Source organism: Pseudomonas sp. B2M1-30 (genome assembly GCF_025447575.1).
In the GTDB taxonomy this organism is placed as follows: domain Bacteria; phylum Pseudomonadota; class Gammaproteobacteria; order Pseudomonadales; family Pseudomonadaceae; genus Aquipseudomonas; species Aquipseudomonas botevensis.
Window position 1 is genome coordinate 62,135 of sequence record NZ_JAOEJT010000020.1, and the last position, 21,570, is coordinate 83,704.

A 21,570-nucleotide genomic window follows, 5' to 3' on the forward strand; every position below is an offset into this window, starting at 1 on the left:
ATCGCATTTCAGGCGACTAATCAGCTATTGGTTTCATGGGTAGGATTGCCTCCATTCCGTCGCCGCCGGCGATTCATTCCAGGAGATTCCACATGAAACTGCTGCACATCGATTCGAGCATTCTGGGCGACAACTCGGCTTCCCGTCAGCTGAGCAGCCAGGTCACCAAAGCCTGGCAAGCCGCCGAGCCAAGCGCCGTGGTCACCTACCGCGACCTGGCTGCCGATGCCATCAGCCACTTCTCGTCCACCACCCTGGTGGCTGCCGGCACCTCCGCCGAACTGCGTAACGCCGCACAGCAGCACGAAGCTGAACTGAGCGCCACCACCCTGGCCGAGTTCATCGCTGCCGATGCCATCGTGATTGCTGCGCCGATGTACAACTTCACCGTGCCAACCCAACTCAAGGCATGGATCGACCGCATCGCCGTTGCCGGCCAGACTTTCCGCTACACCGAAGCCGGTCCCGAAGGCCTGTGCGGTGGCAAGAAAGTGGTAATCGTGTCCACTGCCGGCGGCATCCACGCCGGTCAGGCCAGCGGTATTGCTCACGAAGACTATCTGAAGCTGGTTCTGAATTTCCTCGGCATCACCGACATCGAGATCGTTCGCGCCGAAGGTCTGGCGTATGGCGAAGAAGTACGCAACAACGCTTTGACCAGCGCTCAAGCGAAGATCAGCGAGCAACTGTTCGCTGCCGCGTAAGGCTTGCGTAAAGAACAGCTCTCGTTCAGGCAATCCCCAAAAAACTCTGTATTCTGGTTCTGCAAGGGCCAGATACGGAGTTTTTTGTTTCTGACTGTTACATAATCTGGCCCGGGTTATGCAGTCAAACGATCAACGTCTGAGTGCAACGCTGCACCGGACCCGCGAAGCGCCGCGTTCCGGGCATCGCGGTGAAACGGATCTTTCGATTGAGTAACAAACAGGGTGGGGCATCCCATGATGCGTCTTTGTGCAACGTTACTGATTTGCCTGCTCGGCAGCCTGAATTCAGTGCACGCTGCGCCCGGGCTGCATCAGCACTGGAGCGTCGGCTATCACGAGATGACGTTCCTCGATCCGCTGGATCTGCAACCGATGCGCGCCATCGCCTTTTACCCTTCCAGCGACCGCGAACATGTCAGCCTGCTCGAGGGCTATTCGGTCGAAGCCGGCGAAGACACCAAGGTCGCCATTGGCCGCTTTCCGATGCTGATGCTGTCCCACGGCAACACCGGCACGCCGCTGGCGCTGCATGACCTCGCCACTTCGCTGGCACGCAAGGGCTTTGTCGTGGTGGCGGTGATCCATCCCGGCGACAACTCCCGGGATCACAGTCGTCTCGGCACGCTGAGCAACCTGTACGGGCGGCCGATCCAGATTTCCGAAGCCATCACCGCGACCCTCGGCGACCGCATGCTCGCGCCGTTCGTCAACGCCGATCAGGTGGGGGTCATCGGTTACTCGGCGGGTGGCGAGACGGCGCTGATCCTGTCGGGTGCGACGCCGGATCTGGATCGCCTGCGTCGGTATTGTCAGGAGCGTCCGGACGACCGCGACGCCTGCAACACCCAGGGCGAATTGATCGTCGACCGCGATGACCTGCAACCGGTGGCCGATCCCCGCGTGCATGCGCTGTTGCTGATGGCGCCGCTGAGCCTGAAATTCGGCCGGCATACCCTGGCCGACGTGCACGTGCCGGTTCTGCTGTACAGCGGCGACGGTGACAAACTGGTGGCCTTCGACAAAAACGCCGCGGCTCTGGCGCGCAAACTGCCGACGGCGCCGGACTTCAAATTGCTGGCCGGGGCAGGGCACTTTGTATTCATGGCGCCGTGCAATGAAGAGCAGATCCGCGCGATGCCGGCACTGTGCACCGACGCCGACGGGGTGGATCGTGAAGACATTCATCGCAACCTGATTTCCGAGGCCGGGCGGTTTTTCTCCCATGCGCTGGGCAAGCCGAATCGGGCGGGGATGCAGACGGCGGATCAATAGGTCATCTGTCCGGGGTTATACCGCCCGGCGCTTGAGCAACAAGGTCAGCCCCAGCCCGCTCACCGACAGCAACGCCGCGCAAAAGAAAATCCACGAATACCCCAGGTTCAGCGCTACGGCGCCCATCAGCGGCCCGGCAATCGCCAGCGCCAGGTCGAAGAACACCGCATAAGCGCTCAACCCCGCGCCACGACTGGAGTTGGGCACTTGCTTGATCGCCTCGACGCCCAGCGCCGGATACACCAGCGACAGGCCGAACCCGGTCAACCCGGCACCGATCAACGCATAACCGGTCGAGGGGGCCAGCCACAGCAGCGCCAGGCCAACGGTTTCAATGGTCATGCAGGCGATGGCCGAGGTGAACCCGCCGAAGCGACTGATCGCTGAGATGAACACCAGCCGCGACAGAATGAAACACACGCCGAACACCGTCAGGCAGTACGCCGCGCCGGTCCAGCCGCGATTCAGGTAATACAGAGTAATAAAGGTGGTCAGTGTGCCGTAGCCGATCGAGGCCAGGCTCAGGCTGGCGCCAAACGGAGCAATCCGCCCGAACACCGCCCAGAACGGCAGGCGCTCGCCGCGCACCACCGGCACCGACGGCTTGTTGCGGATCAACAGCAGCGCCGCGCCGGCCAGCAGCGAAAGGACGATGCCCAGACTCTCGAAGCCATAGTCGGCAACCATCACCACCCCCAGCGGCGCGCCGATGGCAATGGCGCCGTAGGACGCGATGCCGTTCCAGGAGATCGAACGTGCGGTGTGTTCGGCGCCGACCTGGCCCATGCACCAACTGATGGTGCCGACGCCGATCAGGCCTTGGGCGATCCCCAGCAGCAGACGGCCGGCAATCAGGATCAGCAAACTGAGCAGCGGAACGCTTTGCAGCAACGTCGACATCAGCGTCAGCACTCCGCTGAGGACAATTCCCGACAAACCATAAATGATCGCCCGTTTGGTGCCGACGGTATCGGACATGCGCCCGGCCATCGGCCGGCTGAGCAGGGTGGCGAGGTATTGCGAACCGATCACCAGCCCCGCGATGACGGCGCTGAAACCCAGTTGCTCGTGGACGTAACCGGGCAGTACGGCGATTGGCAGACCGATGCAGAGAAAGGCAATGAAGGTATAGAAAACGATGGAGACGATCTGCAGGGTGATCGCCATTGAGCTTTGCGGTGGCTGTTGCTGCGCAGACATGAGGGCTCGTTCGCGGGCGGCGGTGGGAGAGCTGCATCATGGCTTTTGTGCACAACAAAAGAAAGCAGGCTAACTATTTTTCTCCTCCGAAGCGCAATCCACCTGCAGGACCTCATCCCACAAGTCTTTTTCCGCTGAATGCAAAAAGCCCCGTCACCAGGGACGGGGCTTTCACTTGCCGCTTGTTGCTAAAAACTCAACGCTGCTTTTTAGAACACCACACCCTGACTACGCAGGTAGTCATCGTAGGTGCCGCTGAAGTCGGTCACGCCGTTCGGGCTCAGCTCGATGATGCGAGTGGCCAGGGACGATACGAATTCACGGTCGTGGCTGACGAAAAGCAGCGTGCCCGGATAGTTTTCCAGCGCCAGGTTGAGCGCCTCGATCGATTCCATGTCCAGGTGGTTGGTCGGTTCGTCCATCACCAGCACGTTCGGCTTTTGCAGGATCAGCTTGCCGAACAGCATGCGGCCCTGTTCACCACCGGAGATGACTTTGACCGACTTGAGGATTTCGTCGTTGGAGAACAGCATGCGGCCCAAGGTGCCACGAATCATCTGCTCGCCTTGAGTCCACTGGCCCATCCAGTCGAACAGGGTGACGTCGTCTTCGAAGTCATGGGCGTGGTCCTGAGCGTAGTAGCCCAGCTCGGCGCTTTCGGTCCATTTCACCGAGCCGGCGTCCGGGGTCAGTTCGCCCATCAACGTACGCAGCAGGGTGGTCTTGCCGATACCGTTCGGGCCGATGATCGCGACACGCTCGCCGGCTTCGACGGTGAAGCTGAAGTTCTTGAACAGGGTCTTGCCGTCGAAGCCCTTGGACATGTGCTCGATGGTCACGGCCTGACGGTGCAGCTTTTTGGTCTGCTCGAAACGGATGAACGGGCTGACACGGCTCGATGGCTTGACCTCGGCCAGCTGGATCTTGTCGATCTGCTTGGCGCGGGAAGTGGCCTGCTTGGCTTTCGAGGCGTTGGCCGAGAAGCGGCTGACGAACGTTTGCAGTTCGGCGATCTGCGCTTTCTTCTTGGCGTTGTCCGACAGCAGTTGCTCGCGGGACTGGGTCGCTGCGGTCATGTACTCGTCATAGTTGCCCGGGAACAGGCGCAGTTCGCCGTAGTCCAGGTCGGCCATGTGGGTGCAGACGCTGTTGAGGAAGTGACGGTCGTGGGAAATGATGATCATGGTGCTGTTACGCGCCGTCAGAATCGTTTCCAGCCAACGAATGGTGTTGATGTCCAGGTGGTTGGTCGGTTCGTCGAGCAGCAGCACTTCCGGATCGGAAAACAGTGCCTGGGCCAGCAATACACGCAGCTTCCAGCCTGGCGCGACTTCGGTCATCGGGCCGAAATGCTGTTCCAGCGGAATGCCCAGGCCCAGCAGCAGTTCACCGGCGCGGGATTCGGCGGTGTAGCCGTCCATTTCGGCGAACTCGGTTTCCAGCTCGGCCACGGCCATGCCGTCTTCTTCGCTCATTTCCGGCAGCGAGTAGATGCGATCGCGCTCGGCCTTGACCTTCCACAGCTCTTCATGACCCATGATCACGGTGTCGATCACGGTGAATTCTTCGTAGGCGAACTGATCCTGGCGCAATTTACCCAGACGCACGTTCGGCTCGAGCATGACCTGACCGCCGGACGGCTCGAGGTCGCCGCCGAGGATTTTCATGAAGGTCGACTTGCCGCAACCGTTGGCACCGATCAAGCCATAACGGTTGCCGTTGTTGAATTTGACCGAAACGTTTTCGAACAGCGGCTTGGCGCCGAACTGCATCGTGATGTTAGCTGTAGAAATCAAAGGTTTATCCTGCGAAGCATTCTGAGTAGCGAGGGTGCGGCCGGAGCGCTTGGCCCGAGTCGAAGCGCGCTGAGGCGGGTTTTCCCGTCATCAACCAAGGGGGCGCATAAAGTTTGGCGGCGATTGTACTGGTCTGGCTCTTTAAACGATAGGGCGCTGACATCCCGATTGCCGATTGGCGCAAACGCCGGACAGTTTTTCACAGATGAAGGTTCACTATTGGTTACAAAGTGTGGCTAAAATGCCATCCATTCACCCAGCGCCTTGTACGGCGCGGGCTCAGGGATGCGCCACCGGGACGCTGTTTTGTATCAGACCACTGCCACCCACCTTTGGCTTTAGCCTTTCAGGCGCGCAGTTTGTTCACTTCTGACGTGTGACGATTTCCGTGAAACTCATCATTGCCGCAATTTATGTCATTTCCATTGCATACGTTCACCTTCGCGGTCGCGTGCGCCACAAGCTCGGTCGCCAACTGAGCGATCACTCGACGTTTCTCGCGCCGATCAACTGCTTCCTTTATCTGTTCTCGAAGATTCCGAACAAGCCGTACCTCAATCCGGCGGATTTTCCGGATCTGAGCCCGTTGCAGGCGCATTGGGAGGAGATCCGCGAAGAAGGCCAGAATCTGCTGCGTGCCGGCGAGATCAAACGCTCGAACCAGTACGACGATGTCGGCTTCAACTCGTTCTTCAAGACCGGCTGGAAGCGCTTCTACCTGAAGTGGTACGGCGACAGCCACCCGTCGGCGATGAAACTGTGCCCGCGTACCACTGAACTGGTGCAGAGCATCGGTTCGATCAAGGCGGCGATGTTCGCTGAACTGCCACCGGGTTCGAAACTGGTGCGCCACCGCGACCCGTACGCCGGTTCGTACCGCTATCACCTGGGCCTGGAAACGCCGAACGCCGCCGGTTGCTACATCAACGTCGACGGCGAGAACTACCACTGGCGCGACGGCGAAGCGGTGATGTTCGACGAAACCTACATTCACTACGCGGAAAACACCACCGACCAGAACCGCATCATCCTGTTCTGTGACGTTGAGCGTCCGATGAAGTACCGCTGGGCGGCGGCCTTCAACGGCTGGTTCAGCCGGACCGTGATGTCGGCGGCGGGCGCGCCGAACGATGCCGGGGACCGCACCGGTGGCATCAACCGGTTGTTCACCAAAATCTACAAGATCCGTCTGCGTGGCAAAGAGCTCAAGAAGCGTAATCGCAAGCTCTACTATCTTGAGAAGTGGGCGATCTTCGCGGCTTTGCTGGCGATCTTTATCTGGATCTGAGATTTGTGGCGCCAGGATTGGCGCCTTCGCGGGCTTGCCTCCAAGAAGCCCGCACCTCCAGCCGAGGACCGGTCTGACCGACCTCATTCCCCCGAAGCTTTTTTGGCCTTCCTGGCCGGTGCCGATTTGCTGGCCGCTTTCGCTTTGGGCTTGCTCGGCGCTTTCCCGCCGAGGCTGCGCTTGAGCAGCTCGGTCAAGTCAATCACATCCGCTGTTTTGCGCGCTTCCTCGCCGCCCACCGTCTCGACATCCTCGATCTTGCCTTCATGGGCCTTTTTCTCCACCAGGGCCATGATCTTGTTCTCGAACTCGTCGTTGTAGTCCTCCGGCGTCCAGTCCGCGCTCATGTCTTCCACCAGACGCCTGGCCATTTCCAGCTCACCCTTGGCCAGTTGCGGTTTGGTCACTTCGCTGCCCAGCGCGAGTTCATCGAGACTGCGCACCTCCCGGGGCCAGCGTAATTTCACCAGTACCAGCGCTGATTCGAGCGGCATCAAGGCGGCCAGATATTGCCGCGTGTGCAGGACCACCCGGGCGAGGGCAACTTTTTTGGTCTTGCTCAGGGTTTCGCGCAGCAAGGCGTAGACCTTGCCGCCGCGTTTGTCCGGCGCCAGGTAATAGGGCGTGTCGATGTTCTGCAAGGGGATCGATTCGCTGTCGACGAAAGAGAAAATGTCGATGGTCTGGGTCGACAGCGGATGCGCCGAGCGAATTTCTTCTTCACTGAGCACTACGTAGCGACCCTTTTCATAGGCCACGCCTTTGACGATGTGTTCCTTGGTGACTTCCTTGCCGGTCACCTTGTTCACCCGTTTGTAGCCCACCGGATCCATGCTGCGGCTGTCGAGCCAATCGAAGTCCACGCCTTGGGACGATGTGGCGGAAACCAGTGCGACGGGGATGTGAACCAGCCCGAAACTGATTGCGCCTTTCCAGATTGCCCGAGCCATGGTGGTGTCCTCCGAGTGATGTTCAGGTGACTGATGGCCGGGCGCAAAAGTTTCCTGTTTGTCGAGGGGAGAGGCCGTCAGGTCAAGTCGTGTTACATCTTGCGGACACATAAGCGGTTAACAAATCCGAACCCTCGGCGTAGCGTGGACTCGAAGGCTCAATTCCATGTGCATCGAGAGAGGCCGTCCATGAACCGTTTCCTGCTTGGCATCGCTGTCCTGATCCTCGGTGGAGGCCTGGCGCACGCGGATGGCGCGTCGCCGTCGTCGGCTCTGTTGCTGGCGCAAAGTCCGACCGGCAACAGCAATAATCCCTACAACAGCCCGATCCGCCGGGCCAACCCCAACAGCATGCAGGGCACTCAGCCCAGCGCCCCGACCATTCGTGGGCCGAACACCGTTCCGGTGCCACGCCCGCCGACCCTGGACAATCGCGGCATTGGCAATGGCCAGCCGCAACGTTCGGTGCCGAGCACGCCACCGACCTTCATTCCCAATCCACCTTCGCGCAGTACCGACAGCAACCGTTGAGCGTTGTCGCTTTCTTTCAACGAACAAAAGGAATCGTGCATGTTGCGTAAAACCCTGCTGGCCAGCCTGTGTGCCGGCGCCCTGATCAGTTTCACCGCCCCGAGCTTTGCAGCGGCTCCCAAAGAATTGCAGAGCGAGCAAGGCACGCTGGAAGTCACGACTCTCGCCCAGGATCTGGAACATCCGTGGGCCTTGGCGTTCCTGCCGGATCGCCAGGGCATGCTGGTCACCGAGCGTCCCGGCAATCTGCGGGTGGTGGGCGTCGACGGCAAGCTGTCGGCACCGATCAGCGGAGTGCCGAAGGTCTGGGCCGAGGGCCAGGGTGGGTTGCTCGATGTGGCGCTGTCACCGGACTTCAAACAGGATCGGTTGGTGTACCTGTCCTACGCCGAGGGCGGGGGCGCTGGCGACAAGGCCGGAACGGCTGTGGGACGCGGGCGTCTGGCGGATGACCTGAAAACCCTGAAGGACTTCAAGGTGATCTTTCGCCAGGAGCCGAAACTGTCGGTCGGCAATCACTTCGGCTCGCGGCTGGTGTTCGATCGCGACGGCTATCTGTTCATCACTCTGGGCGAAAACAACGACCGCCCGACCGCGCAGGATCTGGACAAGCTGCAAGGCAAAGTCGTGCGGATCTTCCCGGACGGCAAGGTGCCGGACGACAACCCTTTTGTCGGTCAGTCCGGGGTACGCCCGGAGATCTGGTCCTACGGCCATCGCAACCCGCAGGGCGCGGCGCTCAACCCGTGGACCGGCACCCTCTGGGAAAACGAACACGGCCCACGCGGTGGCGATGAGGTGAACATCATCGAACGCGGCAAGAACTACGGTTGGCCGCTGGCGACTCATGGCATCAACTACAACCTGCTGCCGATTCCGGAAGCCAAGGGCAAGACCGCCGAGGGCACTGTCGGCCCCCATCATGTGTGGGAAAAGTCACCGGGTGTCAGCGGCATGGCGTTCTACGATGCAGACCGGTTCAAGCCCTGGCAGCACAACGTATTCATCGGCGCGCTGGTGAGTCAGGAGCTGATCCGCTTGCAGTTCGAGGGCGACAAGGTCGTGCATGAGGAACGTCTGTTGGGCGAACTCAAGCAGCGGATCCGTGACGTACGGCAGGGGCCGGACGGCTATCTGTATGTGCTGACGGACGAGTCCAATGGCTCGTTGTACAAGGTTGGCTTGAAATAGCCGGTGGGCGAGGGAGGCAGCCTCCCTCGCGCTCCTCTCAAGGAAGAGGTTTCTGCATGCGCAACGCATCGGTATGGTCTTCGTAGTAATCGTGAATCAACCCGAAGCGCCGGTAGCCATTGCGCTCGTACAAGGCAATAGCGACGGGGTTGTCGATGCGAACCTCCAGTCGCAGATGGGTGCAGCCATGCTCGGCCGCACAGGCCTCGACGTGTTGCAGCAGCCGCCTGCCCCATCCACCGCCCCGGGCCGTGTCGGCAATCGCGATCGAATACAGCCGCGCCGACGAGGTGCCGCGTCGAAACAGCAGCAGTGCATAGCCGAGCAATTGGCCTTCGCTTTCGATCACCCGCAACTGCCCGTGTGCCCGGTCGATCATCCAGCGAAAGCTGCGGCGGGTCAGGCGATCCGTAGTGAAACAACGCAGTTCCAGCGCGAGCAGCGCCGGTAGATCATCCATTACCGCCAAGCGAAAAACAGTATCCATATGACCGCCGTAAAAGTTACGTAACGAAACGGGACTTTTGGAAAATCCCGTGCTTAATAGAAATGGTCTTGTTCTCCAACGGATCGATTTCTATGTCAGCGGTACAGGGTCATTGGCGCGAAGTATCCAAACAAAGTTTACCGGCAGCAACCTGTTTGAGCCCGGTTGCAATCACTTCCAGTCAAGTCTTGATCATCGTCGAACGCAAGGAAGATTGGGCCTCGTACTTTCCCAGCGAGGACATCGTCAGCGCCCAGGAATACCTGGAACAGACCCGCGACGGCGAGTCGGGCAAGCGGGTGCAGGTGATCAACCTGTGCCGCAGCTACAAGTATCTGGGCCATGGCTACTATTGTTCGCTGCTGGCCGAGGCACGGGGGCACAAGGTGATTCCGTCGGTGCGCACCATCAGCGAACTGACGCGCAAGGCACTTTACGGTCTTGCGCTGGATGACCTCGACAAGACCCTGGAAAAAGCCCTCAGTCATCATCTTTACAACGATACCGAAGGCTTCACGCTGACCCTTTATTTCGGCAAGACCCATATAGAGCCGCTTCAGGATCTGGCACGGCAGTTGTTTGAAGTGTTTCCCTGCCCGATCCTGTTAGTTGAGTTTCGTCGAACTAACGGCTGGCACATCGAAGGCATCAAGTCCGGTGCCTTGCACAAGTTGCGCGACGATCAGGAAGATCAGTTCGCCAATGCCCTGGACAGTTTCAGCCGTAAAGTCTGGCGCGTCCCGCGATCCCGGCGAATGGCGCGCTACGACCTGGCGATCCTCCACGATCCGCAGGAAGCGCTGCCGCCCTCCAACGCGCAGGCGCTGGAAAACTTCATCCGGGTCGGTAGAGGCATGGGCATCGAGGTGGAACTGATCGAGCGCAAGGATTACGCGCGACTGGCCGAGTACGACGGCCTGCTGATCCGCGAAACCACCAGCGTCGACAACCACACTTACCGCTTTGCCAAGAAGGCCGAAAGCGAGGGGCTGGTGGTGATGGACGACCCGGCGTCGATCCTGCGTTGCACCAACAAGGTCTACCTGACCGACCTGCTCAACAGCCATCAACTGGGTATGCCCGCCACCGAAATCCTCTACAAGGAGCGACCGGAAGACTTCGAGCGTGTCGGCGAGCGCCTCGGTTTTCCGCTGGTGCTGAAGATTCCCGATGGCTGTTTTTCCCGTGGAGTCATCAAGGTCGAAAGCCAGCAGGCGCTGCTCGAAGCCACCGCCGAACTGTTCGAACATTCGGTGCTGTTGCTGGCCCAGGAGTTCTTCTACACCGACTACGACTGGCGCATCGGCGTGCTCAACCGCAAACCGATCTTCGCCTGCCAGTACTTCATGTCCAAGGGCCATTGGCAGATCTACAACCACAAGGCCAAAGGCCAGGACGTCAACGGCGAGTGCCGCACGCTGGCGGTTCACGAGGCGCCGCGCGCGGTGGTGGAACTGGCGGTGAAGACCGCCAACCTGATCGGCGACGGCCTCTACGGCGTGGACCTGAAGCAGGCGGGCGACAAAGTGGTGGTCATCGAAGTCAACGACAACCCGAACCTCGACGCCGGGATCGAAGACGCGTACTTGCAGGACGATTTGTATTCGCTGGTGCTGGAAGAGTTCGTGCGGCGTCTGGAACTCAAGCGTCGCGGCCAGGCCTGGTGAGGCGCCGATGATCCACAGCTTTGCATTGAATGATGGCGGGTTGCAGCGGGTCGAGCGGCTCGACGCGCAGGTGATGTTGTTCAGCAATCCCGATGTCGCCGAGCGCGACGTGCTGCACAGCCATTTCAAGGTCGATGAGCATGCGCTGGCCTCGGCGCTCGATCCGGACGAGGTGTCGCGCATCGAATTCCACCCCGACCACTTGTTTCTGATCTGGAAACGTCCGGAAAACTATTCCGGCGGTGGCAACCTGGCGTTCGAAGTGGCGTCCTGCGGGCTGCTGTTCTCACCGGGGCAGTTGTTGGTGATCGCCACCGACGACACGCCGCTGCACGGCCTCGGCACCCGCCAGCCGCTGAACACACCGCTGGATGTGCTGCTCGACCTGCTGTTCCACAACATTCATCACTACCTCGGGCATTTGAAGGTGATCAAACTGGTCGCCCGGGAGTTGCAGCAAAAATTCAACGCCTCGATGCAGAACCAGCATCTGGTGCAGATGTTCAACCTCAGTGAAAGCCTGATCTATTACATCAACGCCCTGCACAGCAACGGCGCGGTGCTCACGCGACTGCGCAACCACGCGCAAAAGCAGGGCTTTGGCGGTGAGGTGCTGGGGCAGATCGACGACCTGATCATCGAAAACAACCAGTGCTACAAACAGGCGGAAATCTATTCCACGGTGTTCTCGGGCCTGATCGACGCACGCGGCAATCTGATGAACAACAGCATGAACAACCTGCTGCGCAAACTGACGCTGATCAACGTGGTGTTTCTGCCGCTCAACCTGATTGCGAGCATTGGCGGCATGTCCGAATTCAGCATGATGACCGCCGGCACGCCATGGTGGGTGTCGTATCCGCTGTTTCTGGCGGCAATGATGCTGGGGGCAGGGGGGATGTTGTTCGGGCTCAGGCGTCTGGCGAAATGACGGACGCGGGGCGTTTGCGCTCCTGCAGGCCTCGGGTCACCAGATACAACAACGGCCCGACGGACACAAACACTGCTGTCAGCAACAGATACGGCACCACCGACCAGCCTGACTGCCCGCGTTTGCGTGCGTCCTTGTACATCCAGATGCCGGCCAAAGTCGCCAGCAGGTAAAGATCGATCACCACCTGCGCGGTATCAGGGTGCGACATAAGACTGATGCCGAAGTCGACCAGTGATTGCTCGGCTTGAAGCATTACGGCAGCGGTGTAGCCGCTGAATGCGATCAACGCGGTGAGGGGCAGGGCAATGGACATCATGCATTCCTTCCTTGGTCAGATGAGCGAATGGCCAGCCTACAGACCTGGCGCAAAATTCGCCATTGACTTGCCCCTGACCTCCGGGCTAATTTCCAGCCCATGACTTCCACCGTATTGCGCTGCCAGCCAAGCATTATTACCGCCATTCCTCATTTGGCGGGCTAGCTCACGACTGCAGCACCCAACCCGCCCTAGAGGCGGGTTTTCACTTTCTGTCTCCGGGGTTTTGATCAAAGCCAAGGAGACGATCATGCCGTACAGCCTCGACCAGCAAGCCCTGCTTGAGCAATACGTGAAAAGGATTCTTGCCGCGCCGGTCTACGACCTGGCGGTGCGCACGCCGTTGCAGTCGGCCCCGGCGCTGTCCGAAGCGCTAGGCAACCGGATTCTGCTCAAGCGCGAAGACCTGCAACCGACCTTCTCCTTCAAGATCCGTGGCGCCTACAACAAACTGGTGCAACTGAGCGACGCACAAAAGGAACGCGGCGTGATCACCGCATCGGCGGGCAATCATGCCCAAGGGGTGGCCTTGGCGGCGCGCGAGTTGGGGATCTCGGCGACCATCGTCATGCCCGCCACGACCCCGGAGTTGAAGGTGCTGGGTGTGCGAAGTCGTGGGGGCGAGGCGCTGCTGCACGGCGCCAGTTTTCCCTTCGCCCTGGCCCATGCGCTGCAACTGGCCGAACAGACCGGGCGTACCTTCGTATCGCCATTCGATGACCCGGACGTGATCGCCGGGCAGGGTACGGTGGCGATGGAAATCCTGCGCCAGCACCAAGGCGCGCTGGATGCGATTTTCGTCCCGGTCGGCGGTGGCGGATTGATCGCCGGCATCGCGGCGTACGTCAAATACCTGCGGCCGGAAGTGCGGATCATCGGTGTGGAATCGGAGCATTCGGCCTGTCTTCAAGCCGCGATGCAGGCCGGACAGCGCGTGGTATTGGCTGACGTCGGAACGTTCGCCGATGGTGTGGCGGTGGCGCAGATCGGCGAGTACGGCTTTGAAATCTGCCGCTTCTGTGTGGATGAAGTGATCACGGTCAGCAACGACGAACTCTGCGCCGCGATCAAGAATATCTACGACGATACCCGCTCGATCACCGAGCCTTCCGGGGCATTGGCGGTTGCTGGCATCAGGCGCTACGTGGCGCGAAGCGGCGTCCGTGGGCAGACCCTGGTGGCAATCGACTCAGGCGCGAATATCAACTTCGACAGCCTGCGCCATGTCGCCGAGCGCGCCGCTGCGTGCGGCGTCCCGGCGTGAAACAGCAAAAGAAACGGCGCTTTGAAAAAAGCGCCGTAAGTGGTTCGACTACTCGGTAATGGCGGTGCCGACCTTGTCCGAAGCCGACCAGATGCGGTAGCGGACTTCGACGTCCTGCGGCGCGTAAATCACCACCGGCAGTTTGCTGTTGTAGCGCAACGTGAAGCCGTCGCCGGTCACGGGGACGAATTTGCGGATTTTCTTGTTGCCTGGGCAGGCCATCATCGTGCTCACCGGACCGTTGACTTTCTCCAGTCGGTAGAACGGATAGCCCCAGCCTTCGAGGTTTTTCTCTTCCAGCGTTCCACCCAGGTGCTGGCGATTGCAATCGACTTCAAGGGTTTTGCCAGCGAGGATTTCGACTTTGAAGTTTTCTTCCTCAGCCTGTTGCGGCAGGTGAATGACCTGGCGGGTGAAACCGGCTTCGGCCTTTGGATAGGGTGCGGTGTCTTCGAGCCTGGCCGCGTTGGCGAAGGTGCAGAGGCTGGCGAGCATCAGCCCGGTGGTCGCATAAACGCGTAAAGAACCCATGAAAGCCTCCTGGCGGGTGTAGGGTGGTCAGTGGGCATTCTTACCGTCGTGGGCGTCGAATGCAAACCGGCGGCGGGTTGCAGATTGCAGTGCCGCAGCGGCCGATTCTTGCATTTTGCAACTGGCCAGATACTGGCCATGCCGCCAAGTGCTTGATTTCATGAGGTCCGAAACTACCCGATGAAAGGCATGCTTTATGCGTCTATTTGGTGCAGCGCACCGGGTTTGGGCGCCTACACTCCAATGGGCATTTCGCAGTACAGCCGCTTTTCGCACCCAGGGAACAACGGGGATACACCCGTAGCGGGTCAGTTAAAGCGGTCGATGTGAATACTTGATTGGCAGTCTTACAAAAAGGAGAGGATTCGCCATGTTTTTGTCTGCCTTGGAACTTCGTAACATCATTGAAAGCAGTTTTCTGCCGAAACGCTGCCAATGCACGCTGTCCCCGGATCTGTCGATGACTGTCAAGGTTTTCGGCGATCACCAGACCGATCAGGTTGATCTGCTGGTCAGCGGTATCGATGCGAGCCAGCTCAATGGCTGCCGCGAAATCAACGATCTGATCGCCGGGCTGCGTACCGATCTGGCGCAACATACCGCGTCGCATCATTTCACACCGCGATCTAAAGCCGTTTAACCAACCGTTTCACTCAGTTCGACCGTCACGCGCCGGGCCTGCACGAAACCAAGGCCCAGCGCGAGCTCGACCACCACCGCCAGCAGAATCCCCGGTCCGGCGTGGCCATTGAGCCATTCGCCGAAACCCAGTACGGCCAAGCCCAGGCAACCGACGATGAAACCGCTGCTCAGCGCATTGCGCGCCATCGACGGCGGTGCGTTGCGCACCAGATAAAACATCACTCCCAGCGCCGCGAACAGCACCGCACTGCGCCGCGCGACGAAACCTGTCCCCTCGGAGTATTCAATGCTCCAGATCGCCAGCAATCCATCCGGTAAAAAGCCCCAGATCAGGGCCAGTAGAAAACACAGCGAAGAAGTGATGCCCGACAACGTGCGAAACGACAACTGCATGGCGAATCCTTGCGGCAGTGAGGAGGGTCTTGAGCATAACTCCGACACTCCTCACACGACTACCGCCAACCCGCAAATCAGAGTTTTCTGTCAGTTCTGGAAGTCACAGGCGTCATACATTTTCCGGTAACTGATTTCCTCGGGTTTGCCGGTGTTGTCGATGTACTTCATGTCGGCGGTAATCACCTTGCACTGTTGCGTTTGTGGTTCGCTCATCGAAATGACCTTGGCCACGTGCAGCGGCATGCCGTACTCGTAAGGCACGGCTTTGGAGTTGGTTGTGCTGTCGTTGGCCTGGGCCAGTCCGGTGAACGCGGTGCAGGTGATGGCGATGGTGAGCAGGAATGGGCGAATGTTCATTGAGTGACTCCCGTGCGACGGAAAGAAAGTCCGGCGTGAAACACGCCAGACCTGCCGCACTGGGCGTCAGCAACGGGCTGAGGGCGTGCGGTTCAGTAGAGTCTTTGACTGCGGCGTTAAGCGATGGTTAAGCAGACTGAACGCCGGCTGTCAGGGAGTGGGGCGGTTTTCTTCGGGATGCGGGGCGGATTCCTACAAGGGTGGATGCCTTGTCTGCTTTCGGTGGCTGGAACGGGGCGGATATTGTTTGGCGTCACTGCAAAATCAGTGACTTAGGTTTGGTCACCTAATTTAATCACCTGTGCAACTGTGCCATCATTCGCCCGGCGGACAACCCTGTCCTCTGAGTGCATTGCTGTGGCGGCTGTGTGCAGGCTCGCCTTCGGGCGAACCGAGTTGGTGATTTCTCGGGTGACCAAGCTTGTACACAGTCCGCCTCCCACCGTTTGGTCACGGTGTTGGCGGTAACTTTCCGCTAATTCGAGTAATCACCATGCCGACAATAAATCCGCTCCCCAACCGCTATTTCCGCCTCAACAGCTGCGTCACCGAAAGTGCGCCCATGTTGATCGACACCGAAGCCAACCCCAAAGACATCCTCGAAGCCGCCGTCCAGCGCGTCCGCGCGTGCAGCGATCTGCTCGAAACCCTGCATTGCCTGTGCTTCAAGCACTCCGATGTCCAGGACATCCCCCACATTACCCATGCGCTGTACCTGTTGGCGCAGGATGGCAATGATCTGCTGCAGGTTGCGCAGCAGCGGATGTTAAGTTGGCAGGCGCCGATTTAAATACGTCAGATAGAAAAAGGGAGTCCGCTAAGACTCCCCCTTGATCTGGCACTGGCTGCGATGATCAGCTTATTCGGTGCAACCCGGATAAATCGTGCCATTTGGCATCTACTTCATAGTCGAAACTATCCAAAACCAATGGGCAGCCGCCTTCAACACTCATTAAAGGGACCTGAAACTGCGCAGTCTGTGCTTTCTCGCTTAGCGGTTGCTTGAAAAACTTGAACCCCGGATGCTCCCGTCCTTTTCTCACCGGCACGCTACAAGTTTCACCCAGGCGAGGCACGTACTGCGCCTCGCCCCTGATCTGAAACCCCGGTGGTAGCTCGGTCACCAAAGTGAAGCTGTCTTTCTGCGCCATCGAGCATCCAGTGACTACAAGCGCGAAGAACCCAACTATCAAAGCGCGGGTCGCGACGGTCAGGTTCTTTTGGTCAAGACGGATATTCATACCTAAGTTACGCAGTCCTTAACTGGGCGCTACCCGCTTGAGGAATCATCGCGATCTGCACCTCGACGTTGTTTTCTTTTTTCGCCAACCAGCGTTCGACGTTCTGCTCATGTTCCGGCGTCTGGAATGCAGAACCGTAGACGTCTTCTGGCGTGAGTTTGAGAAAGTTCAAGGTGTGCAGGCGTTGGCGAGACGTATCGATCCGGCCGATTTCCGCCCTTATTACACTCGCCTGTTGCACGGATGCGCGGCGATCGTCCTGGAACGGGCTGTTCAGTTCAGCCTCCTTGGCTTTCAAACGATCCTGCATCTCCTGCAATTGGTATTGGATCTGGTCATATTCGGTCTTGGTCACCACCGTGCGGCCGGCCTCTTGAGTTTGCTGCCAGCGACGCAAGGTGGCCCAGGCGTTTGGAATGTAGGAGGGCAGCATGTAGTGGTGAGGCATCTGGAACAGTTGCTGGATGAATATCGCACGGTCGGGCAGATCGCCGAACTTTTTCACCGCGCGGGTGCAGGCCGCTTCCTCAATCGATTCGCAGCCAGGATTCCATAGCACGGAAGATTGCTCACGCCCCTTGAAATGTACGGGCATGAAATGATGCAGATCGCCGTGGTGTTCGTACGGTGAGCCACCCGTTCGCGACAGACCCAAAGCAAAAATCAGTGCACCCAAAGGCGCGGTGATAAAACTGAGGACTACGCCAGGCACCCAGATTTTTTTGCGGGTGTTCATCCATGGTGCAGGCACGCTAGGAATCGGGTCGTTGTCATTAACCATGCGGTGATGCGGTAAGGCTGTCGCGCCGTTCACAAAGTCTGCGTCGCCCGTTCGAGGCGAACCGTATGTATACAGCAGCACGTCATACTGCTTCGGATCACGACGAATCGTTTCCGCCAGAAGTGTTGCAATGGCTCCACCGAGGCTGTGGCCACAAACGACAACTTTCTGATTGACGTGAAAACTATCGAGGTACGTTAAGGCAAATGTGCTCATTGCCTTGAAAGCTTCGTAAAAGCCTTGGTGTGCCTTACCTGCACCTTCCTCAACAGGAACTTGCTCTGCATCTGTATCTCGCACGAAGTCTACGAGCTCGAGCGTGCCTCGGACGGAGATTAGAACAATGTCGTCGTGATGGGTGATGAACGCCTGCGTGTTGGTCCCACCTTTCTCTTTGCTATCGTCGAAGAAGTGCAGTTTGGCAGGATGTTCTTGTTTAGGACCTAGCTCAGGCTTGTTCTGATCATACAGGGTCGGGTCAAACGGCAGGATTTCGAAGCGTTTTGAATAGGGGACGTCTTCGTAAAGTGGATAATAGGCGGCCGATTGTTGAGCATTGATTTTCCAAGACTCTTTGTAACAAGCCATGCCTTCGGCAAACATGTTTCCGACGCTCGGGTCGAGTGGGAAGCTCACAGTGTCAGTTGGCGCTTCAGCGGGAGATTGACCGAAATCGCAATAGCTCAGTGCGGCAAACAATGACAGTTGGTACAAGTTCAATGCGCTGAATTTGTTGTCAGTTGAAAGCATTGGGCGGAAGGCACGCAATGGTCTTACTTCAAGCACTGTCAGTTTGTTCGGAAGCAGTGCAACACCCCAAAGATTCGATTGTTCAGGACCGAAGCCAAGGTCGCCCATGACCTTCAGCAGATTCTGATTGGGAGGGGATTTTGCTTTTGATTCGCGAGGAAGGTGCGAGTTTTTTTCAACGAGGTGACGCACTTCAACCTGAAAAAACTGATCTGCTTTTGCCTTTGCAGGATTGTTTTCAACCCGTAGTCCATCACTGCGTACAAAGCGCGTTTTTTCGGCCCGCACTTGTAGCTCACTGACTTTCAGCGGGTATTTAGGTCGTGTCATCAACCAGTTATAGTCTTCCTCCCCACCGGCGTAGGGTTGATCGACAGTCAGAACAACAGGACCCTCATAGTGGTTCAGTACCTCACCAAAACCGGTCGCATCAAGCGTACCTTCATAGCGCTGCTCGATGCTGTCGGTTACCACATACTTGAGCCCAGCGTAGGGCTTGCCATCTCCGGATTCGTCGACCAATCGAAAGCTGACCTTTGTACCTCTAAGAGGGCAGGGTTCCTTTACATCCTTGAGTAATGGCTGCTCTGCTTTTTTGACCGTCATTAATGAATATCCTTATTCGGTACATGTCGGATAGATCGTGCAATCGCGCCCGTCCGGCATTTTGAAAGGTTTAAAATCTGTTGTATTACCGCGACAGAACGCGAACGGGTCTTCCAGGCTCTTGCCCATGCATCGTTTCCAACCGTTGGGAAACTTCACCCAATTGTCGCCTACAGCCGGTTTTTCTTCGCGAGCCACAAGAAATGAGACTTTCAGTGTTTTTCCTTGCAACTGCGCACGTTGCAGCGCCCCTTTTGCAACCGTCCCATTTTCCTGTTCCGGTGTCGCCACAGGCGCACACTTTAGAATTTTCGTGATATAGCGTTGAGGCCCCGCAGTACGGAATAGCCATTCGCATTCTCTTTGGAGAGACAATGGTGACGGAGCGCTACCACTGTTGACTGCTCCCTCTTGAAACGCGATCCCGGTGTAATCCCGTCCCACGTTTCTGAAAGATGCACCGTACTTCGCGTCAACCTCATAATCAAAACTATCCAAAACCAGCGGACACCCTCCCTCAACACTGGTCAACGGAACCTGAAACTCCGCAGTCTGGGCCTTCTCGTTCATCTCCTGCTTGAAGAACTTGAATCCCGGATGCTCACGCCCCTTCTTCACTGGAGCACTGCAAGTCTCCCCAGCACGAGGCACGTACTGCGCTTCACCTCTAATCTGAAATCCCGGTGGAAGTTCAGTCACCAGCGTAAAGCTATCCTGCTGAGCGACAGAACACCCCGTCGCCCCAATAGCGCCCAGCCCGATGATCAGGCTGTGAGCAAGCCGATTGAAAGCATTGCGATAACGCATTTGATTGTCCTTTATGCGGGAGGCTGTCATTTCGAGCGTGCGACGGCCTAGGCCTTGTTTTCAACTGAGTGCGGATTCTTCGGCCTGTGCTGCAAAAAAACGTTCACACCGGGCGAAATGCTGTTCTGGCGTTTCCGGCGGCAGGGGAAGCCATGCCACGTCTTTCGAACATTTGGGATCAAGCCGCAGGGTCAACATGAATTCCCGTTGTTCTGGTGCATTCCATCGCCAGGCTTCGAGCAGATCCATCTGTTCTTCCAGCCACTCGAGAATGCTGCGGGTTTCGGAGAGTTGTGCTGCCGACTCAGGGTGATTCACCAACAACCAGCGCTTCAGGTTCTCGCGCAATATTTCGCGAGTACGCTCTGGCGGTGTCGGAACTCGCAACCATGGCGCCGGATTCGGCACTGCGTACATCCCAGGCCTGCTGTTATCCGCGCTATTCCATTCTTCGTCGTCCCAATACAGCACGCTGCTGATCGGTCCAAGCAGCAATGGCCACTCGGTTTCCTTCAGGTTGCCCAGGCAGCGGGCGAGTACGCGGTTGTCCTGGAAGCGGAACAGGGAACGGTCACCGTCTTCTTCGATGACCATGCGGTCGATCCAGTGTTGGGTCAGGCTATCGAGGTCGGCCTTGTCCATGCTGCCGATCCAGCCCCAGTTGCGCTGTGGATCATCGAGCAGTTGGCGGAAGGCGTCATTGCCCGGATGTTGCAGTTCAGTCAGCCAGGGGCTGATGGAGGCGAACTGGACGAATTCGGTGCGTCGGTAGAGCTGCACGGAGCGTTGCATCACGCCGGCGCTGTACAGCGAGGTGACCGGGTTCGGTTCGGCGAGGCTGTCGAGGGCCAGGATCAGGACGCGGTTGAGGCGCGATTGTTCGCCCAGCCAGTTGTTGAGTGCATCGCTCATGCTGTGGCTCCAATGTCGCATTTGCCTTCGCGGCAGGCTTCACAGATCGGGCAGCGTGTGTCGCCGGCCTTGCGCGCAGCCTTGGCCAGGGCCATTTGCGCGGCAGCCGGGACGAGTACGGCGCCTGCCTTGTCATTGGCGGCGAGCCACGGAATCACCGGCGGCAGAATGCCGATTCCTGTACCTACGCCAGGGGCGCCTCCCGTGTTGATCTTGACGTCAGCCCCGCTGATGGTCACACCACCCGCATCAACCTTCACAAAGCTGCCACCAGCCTTGGCCGTCAGCTCCATGGCCCCCTCAACCACCACCTTCTCGCCCGCGTGGTAGTGAATCTCCGTCCCGGCCTCGACAAACTGCGCCGTCCCCACCTTCACATGCTGGGTCACGCCCACCGTCAGGTGGTCGTCCGCGCGCATTTCGCTCTTGCGATCCAGGTAGGTAATCCGGTGTTCTTCCACCTTGAATTCGCTGAGCACATTGGCCTCGACCGTGTCATGCCGTTCGTTGCCGATGCGGATCTTCTGGTCGTGCTCGATGTTTTCGTCCCAGTCGCGCTGGGCGTGGAGGTAGATCTGCTCCGCGCCTTTTCTGTCCTCGATGCGGAACTCGTTGTAGCCCTTGCCGCCCGGTGAACTCAGGGTCTTGAAGGTGCTGCGGGTCTTGTTTGCCGGCAGGTCGTAGGGGACGACGTTTTCCTTGTGGTACAGGCAGCCGGTGACCAACGGCTGGTCGGGGTCGCCTTCGAGGAAGGTGACGAGGACTTCCATGCCGACGCGCGGGATCGCGATGCCGCCGTAGGCGCTGCCGGCCCAGCCGCTGGCGACGCGTAGCCAGCAAGTGGTCTGGTCGTTGGCCTGACCGTCGCGGTCCCAGTGGAACTGCACTTTGATGCGGCCGTACTGGTCGCAGTGGATTTCTTCACCGGCCGGGCCGGTGACGAT

General features: G+C 58.7%; 21 protein-coding genes and 2 pseudogenes. 10 read left to right on the forward strand and 13 right to left on the reverse strand.

The window, feature by feature from the left end; genetic code table 11:
* The first annotated feature begins 92 nt into the window (after positions 1 to 92).
* Positions 93 to 704: an FMN-dependent NADH-azoreductase gene (locus N8H74_RS27060; protein ID WP_262151695.1), complete on the forward strand. Its 612-nt coding sequence runs from the start codon at positions 93 to 95 to the stop codon at positions 702 to 704.
* Between the two features lie 237 nt (positions 705 to 941).
* Positions 942 to 1,979 carry a dienelactone hydrolase gene (locus tag N8H74_RS27065; protein ID WP_217832431.1) on the forward strand — a complete coding sequence of 346 codons (1,038 nt, stop codon included), beginning with the start codon at positions 942 to 944 and terminating at the stop codon, positions 1,977 to 1,979.
* A 15-nt stretch (positions 1,980 to 1,994) separates the two neighbouring features.
* Here the strand turns inward: N8H74_RS27065 and N8H74_RS27070 are convergent, their stop codons facing one another.
* Entirely contained in the window at positions 1,995 to 3,179 is a 1,185-nt protein-coding gene (locus tag N8H74_RS27070; protein ID WP_217832430.1) for an MFS transporter, read from the reverse strand.
* Positions 3,180 to 3,388: 209 nt separating this feature from the next.
* On the reverse strand, positions 3,389 to 4,975 hold the full coding sequence (locus tag N8H74_RS27075) for an ABC-F family ATPase (protein WP_217832429.1): 1,587 nt from the start codon (positions 4,973 to 4,975) through the stop codon (positions 3,389 to 3,391).
* A 388-nt stretch (positions 4,976 to 5,363) separates the two neighbouring features.
* Between N8H74_RS27075 and lpxO the strand changes: the two genes are divergently transcribed.
* Complete coding sequence (lpxO, locus tag N8H74_RS27080) at positions 5,364 to 6,263, forward strand: lipid A hydroxylase LpxO (protein ID WP_217832427.1); 900 nt, start codon at positions 5,364 to 5,366, stop codon at positions 6,261 to 6,263.
* An 83-nt stretch (positions 6,264 to 6,346) separates the two neighbouring features.
* On the opposite strand, the gene N8H74_RS27085 is transcribed toward lpxO, so the two are convergent.
* Complete coding sequence (locus N8H74_RS27085; protein WP_262151698.1) at positions 6,347 to 7,213, reverse strand: Ku protein; 867 nt, start codon at positions 7,211 to 7,213, stop codon at positions 6,347 to 6,349.
* Between the two features lie 189 nt (positions 7,214 to 7,402).
* On the opposite strand from N8H74_RS27085, the gene N8H74_RS27090 reads away from it, so the two are divergent.
* Both N8H74_RS27090 and N8H74_RS27095 read left to right on the forward strand, forming a co-directional pair.
* Positions 7,403 to 7,744, forward strand: a complete 342-nt coding sequence (locus N8H74_RS27090) for a hypothetical protein (protein ID WP_262151700.1) — start codon at positions 7,403 to 7,405, stop codon at positions 7,742 to 7,744.
* Positions 7,745 to 7,783: 39 nt separating this feature from the next.
* Positions 7,784 to 8,935, forward strand: a complete 1,152-nt coding sequence (locus N8H74_RS27095; RefSeq protein WP_217832424.1) for a PQQ-dependent sugar dehydrogenase — start codon at positions 7,784 to 7,786, stop codon at positions 8,933 to 8,935.
* Positions 8,936 to 8,978: 43 nt separating this feature from the next.
* Here the strand turns inward: N8H74_RS27095 and N8H74_RS27100 are convergent.
* Positions 8,979 to 9,422: pseudogene (locus N8H74_RS27100) on the reverse strand (GNAT family N-acetyltransferase); the annotation flags it as partial.
* A gap of 92 nt (positions 9,423 to 9,514) precedes the next feature.
* Between N8H74_RS27100 and N8H74_RS27105 the strand changes: the two are divergent.
* Both N8H74_RS27105 and N8H74_RS27110 read left to right on the forward strand, forming a co-directional pair.
* The gene (locus N8H74_RS27105) at positions 9,515 to 11,089 is read left to right on the forward strand and encodes a RimK family protein (protein ID WP_225930074.1); all 1,575 of its coding nucleotides are present in this window, start codon (positions 9,515 to 9,517) and stop codon (positions 11,087 to 11,089) included.
* Positions 11,090 to 11,096: 7 nt separating this feature from the next.
* On the forward strand, positions 11,097 to 12,020 hold the full coding sequence (locus tag N8H74_RS27110) for a magnesium transporter CorA family protein (protein WP_217832422.1): 924 nt from the start codon (positions 11,097 to 11,099) through the stop codon (positions 12,018 to 12,020).
* On the opposite strand, the gene N8H74_RS27115 is transcribed toward N8H74_RS27110, so the two are convergent.
* Positions 12,001 to 12,339 carry a DUF2834 domain-containing protein gene (locus tag N8H74_RS27115; RefSeq protein WP_262151703.1) on the reverse strand — a complete coding sequence of 113 codons (339 nt, stop codon included), beginning with the start codon at positions 12,337 to 12,339 and terminating at the stop codon, positions 12,001 to 12,003. The genes N8H74_RS27110 and N8H74_RS27115 overlap by 20 nt on opposite strands.
* A gap of 281 nt (positions 12,340 to 12,620) precedes the next feature.
* Here N8H74_RS27115 and ilvA point away from each other — a divergent pair.
* A pseudogene (gene ilvA, locus N8H74_RS27120) lies at positions 12,621 to 13,579 on the forward strand (threonine ammonia-lyase, biosynthetic); the annotation flags it as partial.
* Between the two features lie 72 nt (positions 13,580 to 13,651).
* Here ilvA and eco read toward each other — a convergent pair.
* On the reverse strand, positions 13,652 to 14,134 hold the full coding sequence (eco, locus tag N8H74_RS27125) for a serine protease inhibitor ecotin (RefSeq protein ID WP_262151705.1): 483 nt from the start codon (positions 14,132 to 14,134) through the stop codon (positions 13,652 to 13,654).
* A gap of 370 nt (positions 14,135 to 14,504) precedes the next feature.
* On the opposite strand from eco, the gene N8H74_RS27130 reads away from it, so the two are divergent.
* The gene (locus N8H74_RS27130) at positions 14,505 to 14,774 is read left to right on the forward strand and encodes a DUF1652 domain-containing protein (protein WP_217832418.1); all 270 of its coding nucleotides are present in this window, start codon (positions 14,505 to 14,507) and stop codon (positions 14,772 to 14,774) included.
* Here the strand turns inward: N8H74_RS27130 and N8H74_RS27135 are convergent.
* Both N8H74_RS27135 and N8H74_RS27140 read right to left on the reverse strand, forming a co-directional pair.
* Positions 14,771 to 15,169 carry a hypothetical protein gene (locus N8H74_RS27135; RefSeq protein ID WP_217832417.1) on the reverse strand — a complete coding sequence of 133 codons (399 nt, stop codon included), beginning with the start codon at positions 15,167 to 15,169 and terminating at the stop codon, positions 14,771 to 14,773. The two genes, N8H74_RS27130 and N8H74_RS27135, sit on opposite strands and share 4 nt — an antisense overlap.
* 90 nt (positions 15,170 to 15,259) lie before the next feature.
* Positions 15,260 to 15,529 (reverse strand): DUF2790 domain-containing protein, encoded by a 270-nt coding sequence (locus N8H74_RS27140; RefSeq protein ID WP_262151706.1) that lies wholly within the window; start codon positions 15,527 to 15,529, stop codon positions 15,260 to 15,262.
* 493 nt (positions 15,530 to 16,022) lie between these two features.
* On the opposite strand from N8H74_RS27140, the gene N8H74_RS27145 reads away from it, so the two are divergent.
* Positions 16,023 to 16,319 carry a hypothetical protein gene (locus N8H74_RS27145; RefSeq protein WP_262151707.1) on the forward strand — a complete coding sequence of 99 codons (297 nt, stop codon included), beginning with the start codon at positions 16,023 to 16,025 and terminating at the stop codon, positions 16,317 to 16,319.
* 64 nt (positions 16,320 to 16,383) lie between these two features.
* On the opposite strand, the gene N8H74_RS27150 is transcribed toward N8H74_RS27145, so the two are convergent.
* The 5 genes from N8H74_RS27150 to tssI form a co-directional block, all read right to left on the reverse strand.
* Positions 16,384 to 16,770, reverse strand: coding sequence for a hypothetical protein (locus tag N8H74_RS27150; RefSeq protein WP_262151708.1), 387 nt, complete (start codon positions 16,768 to 16,770; stop codon positions 16,384 to 16,386).
* Between the two features lie 7 nt (positions 16,771 to 16,777).
* On the reverse strand, positions 16,778 to 18,907 hold the full coding sequence (locus N8H74_RS27155; RefSeq protein ID WP_262151709.1) for a lipase family protein: 2,130 nt from the start codon (positions 18,905 to 18,907) through the stop codon (positions 16,778 to 16,780).
* Positions 18,908 to 18,919: 12 nt separating this feature from the next.
* Positions 18,920 to 19,714 (reverse strand): hypothetical protein, encoded by a 795-nt coding sequence (locus N8H74_RS27160; protein WP_262151710.1) that lies wholly within the window; start codon positions 19,712 to 19,714, stop codon positions 18,920 to 18,922.
* 60 nt (positions 19,715 to 19,774) lie between these two features.
* Complete coding sequence (locus tag N8H74_RS27165) at positions 19,775 to 20,626, reverse strand: DUF4123 domain-containing protein (RefSeq protein WP_262151711.1); 852 nt, start codon at positions 20,624 to 20,626, stop codon at positions 19,775 to 19,777.
* Positions 20,623 to 21,570, reverse strand: a 948-nt coding sequence (gene tssI / locus N8H74_RS27170) for a type VI secretion system tip protein TssI/VgrG (protein ID WP_262151712.1), incomplete at its 5' end; no start/stop codon positions are given. The genes N8H74_RS27165 and tssI, both read right to left, overlap by 4 nt.

What these genes read in the sequence shown, in the direction of transcription:
- N8H74_RS27060 (WP_262151695.1), top strand. Translation starts at nt 93, where the DNA reads ATGAAACTGCTGCACATCGATTCGAGCATTCTGGGCGACAACTCGGCT.
- N8H74_RS27065 (WP_217832431.1), top strand. Translation starts at nt 942, where the DNA reads ATGATGCGTCTTTGTGCAACGTTACTGATTTGCCTGCTCGGCAGCCTG.
- N8H74_RS27070 (WP_217832430.1), bottom strand. Translation starts at nt 3,179, where the DNA reads ATGTCTGCGCAGCAACAGCCACCGCAAAGCTCAATGGCGATCACCCTG.
- N8H74_RS27085 (WP_262151698.1), bottom strand. Translation starts at nt 7,213, where the DNA reads ATGGCTCGGGCAATCTGGAAAGGCGCAATCAGTTTCGGGCTGGTTCAC.
- N8H74_RS27090 (WP_262151700.1), top strand. Translation starts at nt 7,403, where the DNA reads ATGAACCGTTTCCTGCTTGGCATCGCTGTCCTGATCCTCGGTGGAGGC.
- N8H74_RS27095 (WP_217832424.1), top strand. Translation starts at nt 7,784, where the DNA reads ATGTTGCGTAAAACCCTGCTGGCCAGCCTGTGTGCCGGCGCCCTGATC.
- N8H74_RS27105 (WP_225930074.1), top strand. Translation starts at nt 9,515, where the DNA reads ATGTCAGCGGTACAGGGTCATTGGCGCGAAGTATCCAAACAAAGTTTA.
- N8H74_RS27110 (WP_217832422.1), top strand. Translation starts at nt 11,097, where the DNA reads ATGATCCACAGCTTTGCATTGAATGATGGCGGGTTGCAGCGGGTCGAG.
- N8H74_RS27115 (WP_262151703.1), bottom strand. Translation starts at nt 12,339, where the DNA reads ATGATGTCCATTGCCCTGCCCCTCACCGCGTTGATCGCATTCAGCGGC.
- eco (WP_262151705.1), bottom strand. Translation starts at nt 14,134, where the DNA reads ATGGGTTCTTTACGCGTTTATGCGACCACCGGGCTGATGCTCGCCAGC.
- N8H74_RS27130 (WP_217832418.1), top strand. Translation starts at nt 14,505, where the DNA reads ATGTTTTTGTCTGCCTTGGAACTTCGTAACATCATTGAAAGCAGTTTT.
- N8H74_RS27135 (WP_217832417.1), bottom strand. Translation starts at nt 15,169, where the DNA reads ATGCAGTTGTCGTTTCGCACGTTGTCGGGCATCACTTCTTCGCTGTGT.
- N8H74_RS27140 (WP_262151706.1), bottom strand. Translation starts at nt 15,529, where the DNA reads ATGAACATTCGCCCATTCCTGCTCACCATCGCCATCACCTGCACCGCG.
- N8H74_RS27145 (WP_262151707.1), top strand. Translation starts at nt 16,023, where the DNA reads ATGCCGACAATAAATCCGCTCCCCAACCGCTATTTCCGCCTCAACAGC.
- N8H74_RS27150 (WP_262151708.1), bottom strand. Translation starts at nt 16,770, where the DNA reads ATGAATATCCGTCTTGACCAAAAGAACCTGACCGTCGCGACCCGCGCT.
- N8H74_RS27155 (WP_262151709.1), bottom strand. Translation starts at nt 18,907, where the DNA reads ATGACGGTCAAAAAAGCAGAGCAGCCATTACTCAAGGATGTAAAGGAA.
- N8H74_RS27160 (WP_262151710.1), bottom strand. Translation starts at nt 19,714, where the DNA reads ATGCGTTATCGCAATGCTTTCAATCGGCTTGCTCACAGCCTGATCATC.
- N8H74_RS27165 (WP_262151711.1), bottom strand. Translation starts at nt 20,626, where the DNA reads ATGAGCGATGCACTCAACAACTGGCTGGGCGAACAATCGCGCCTCAAC.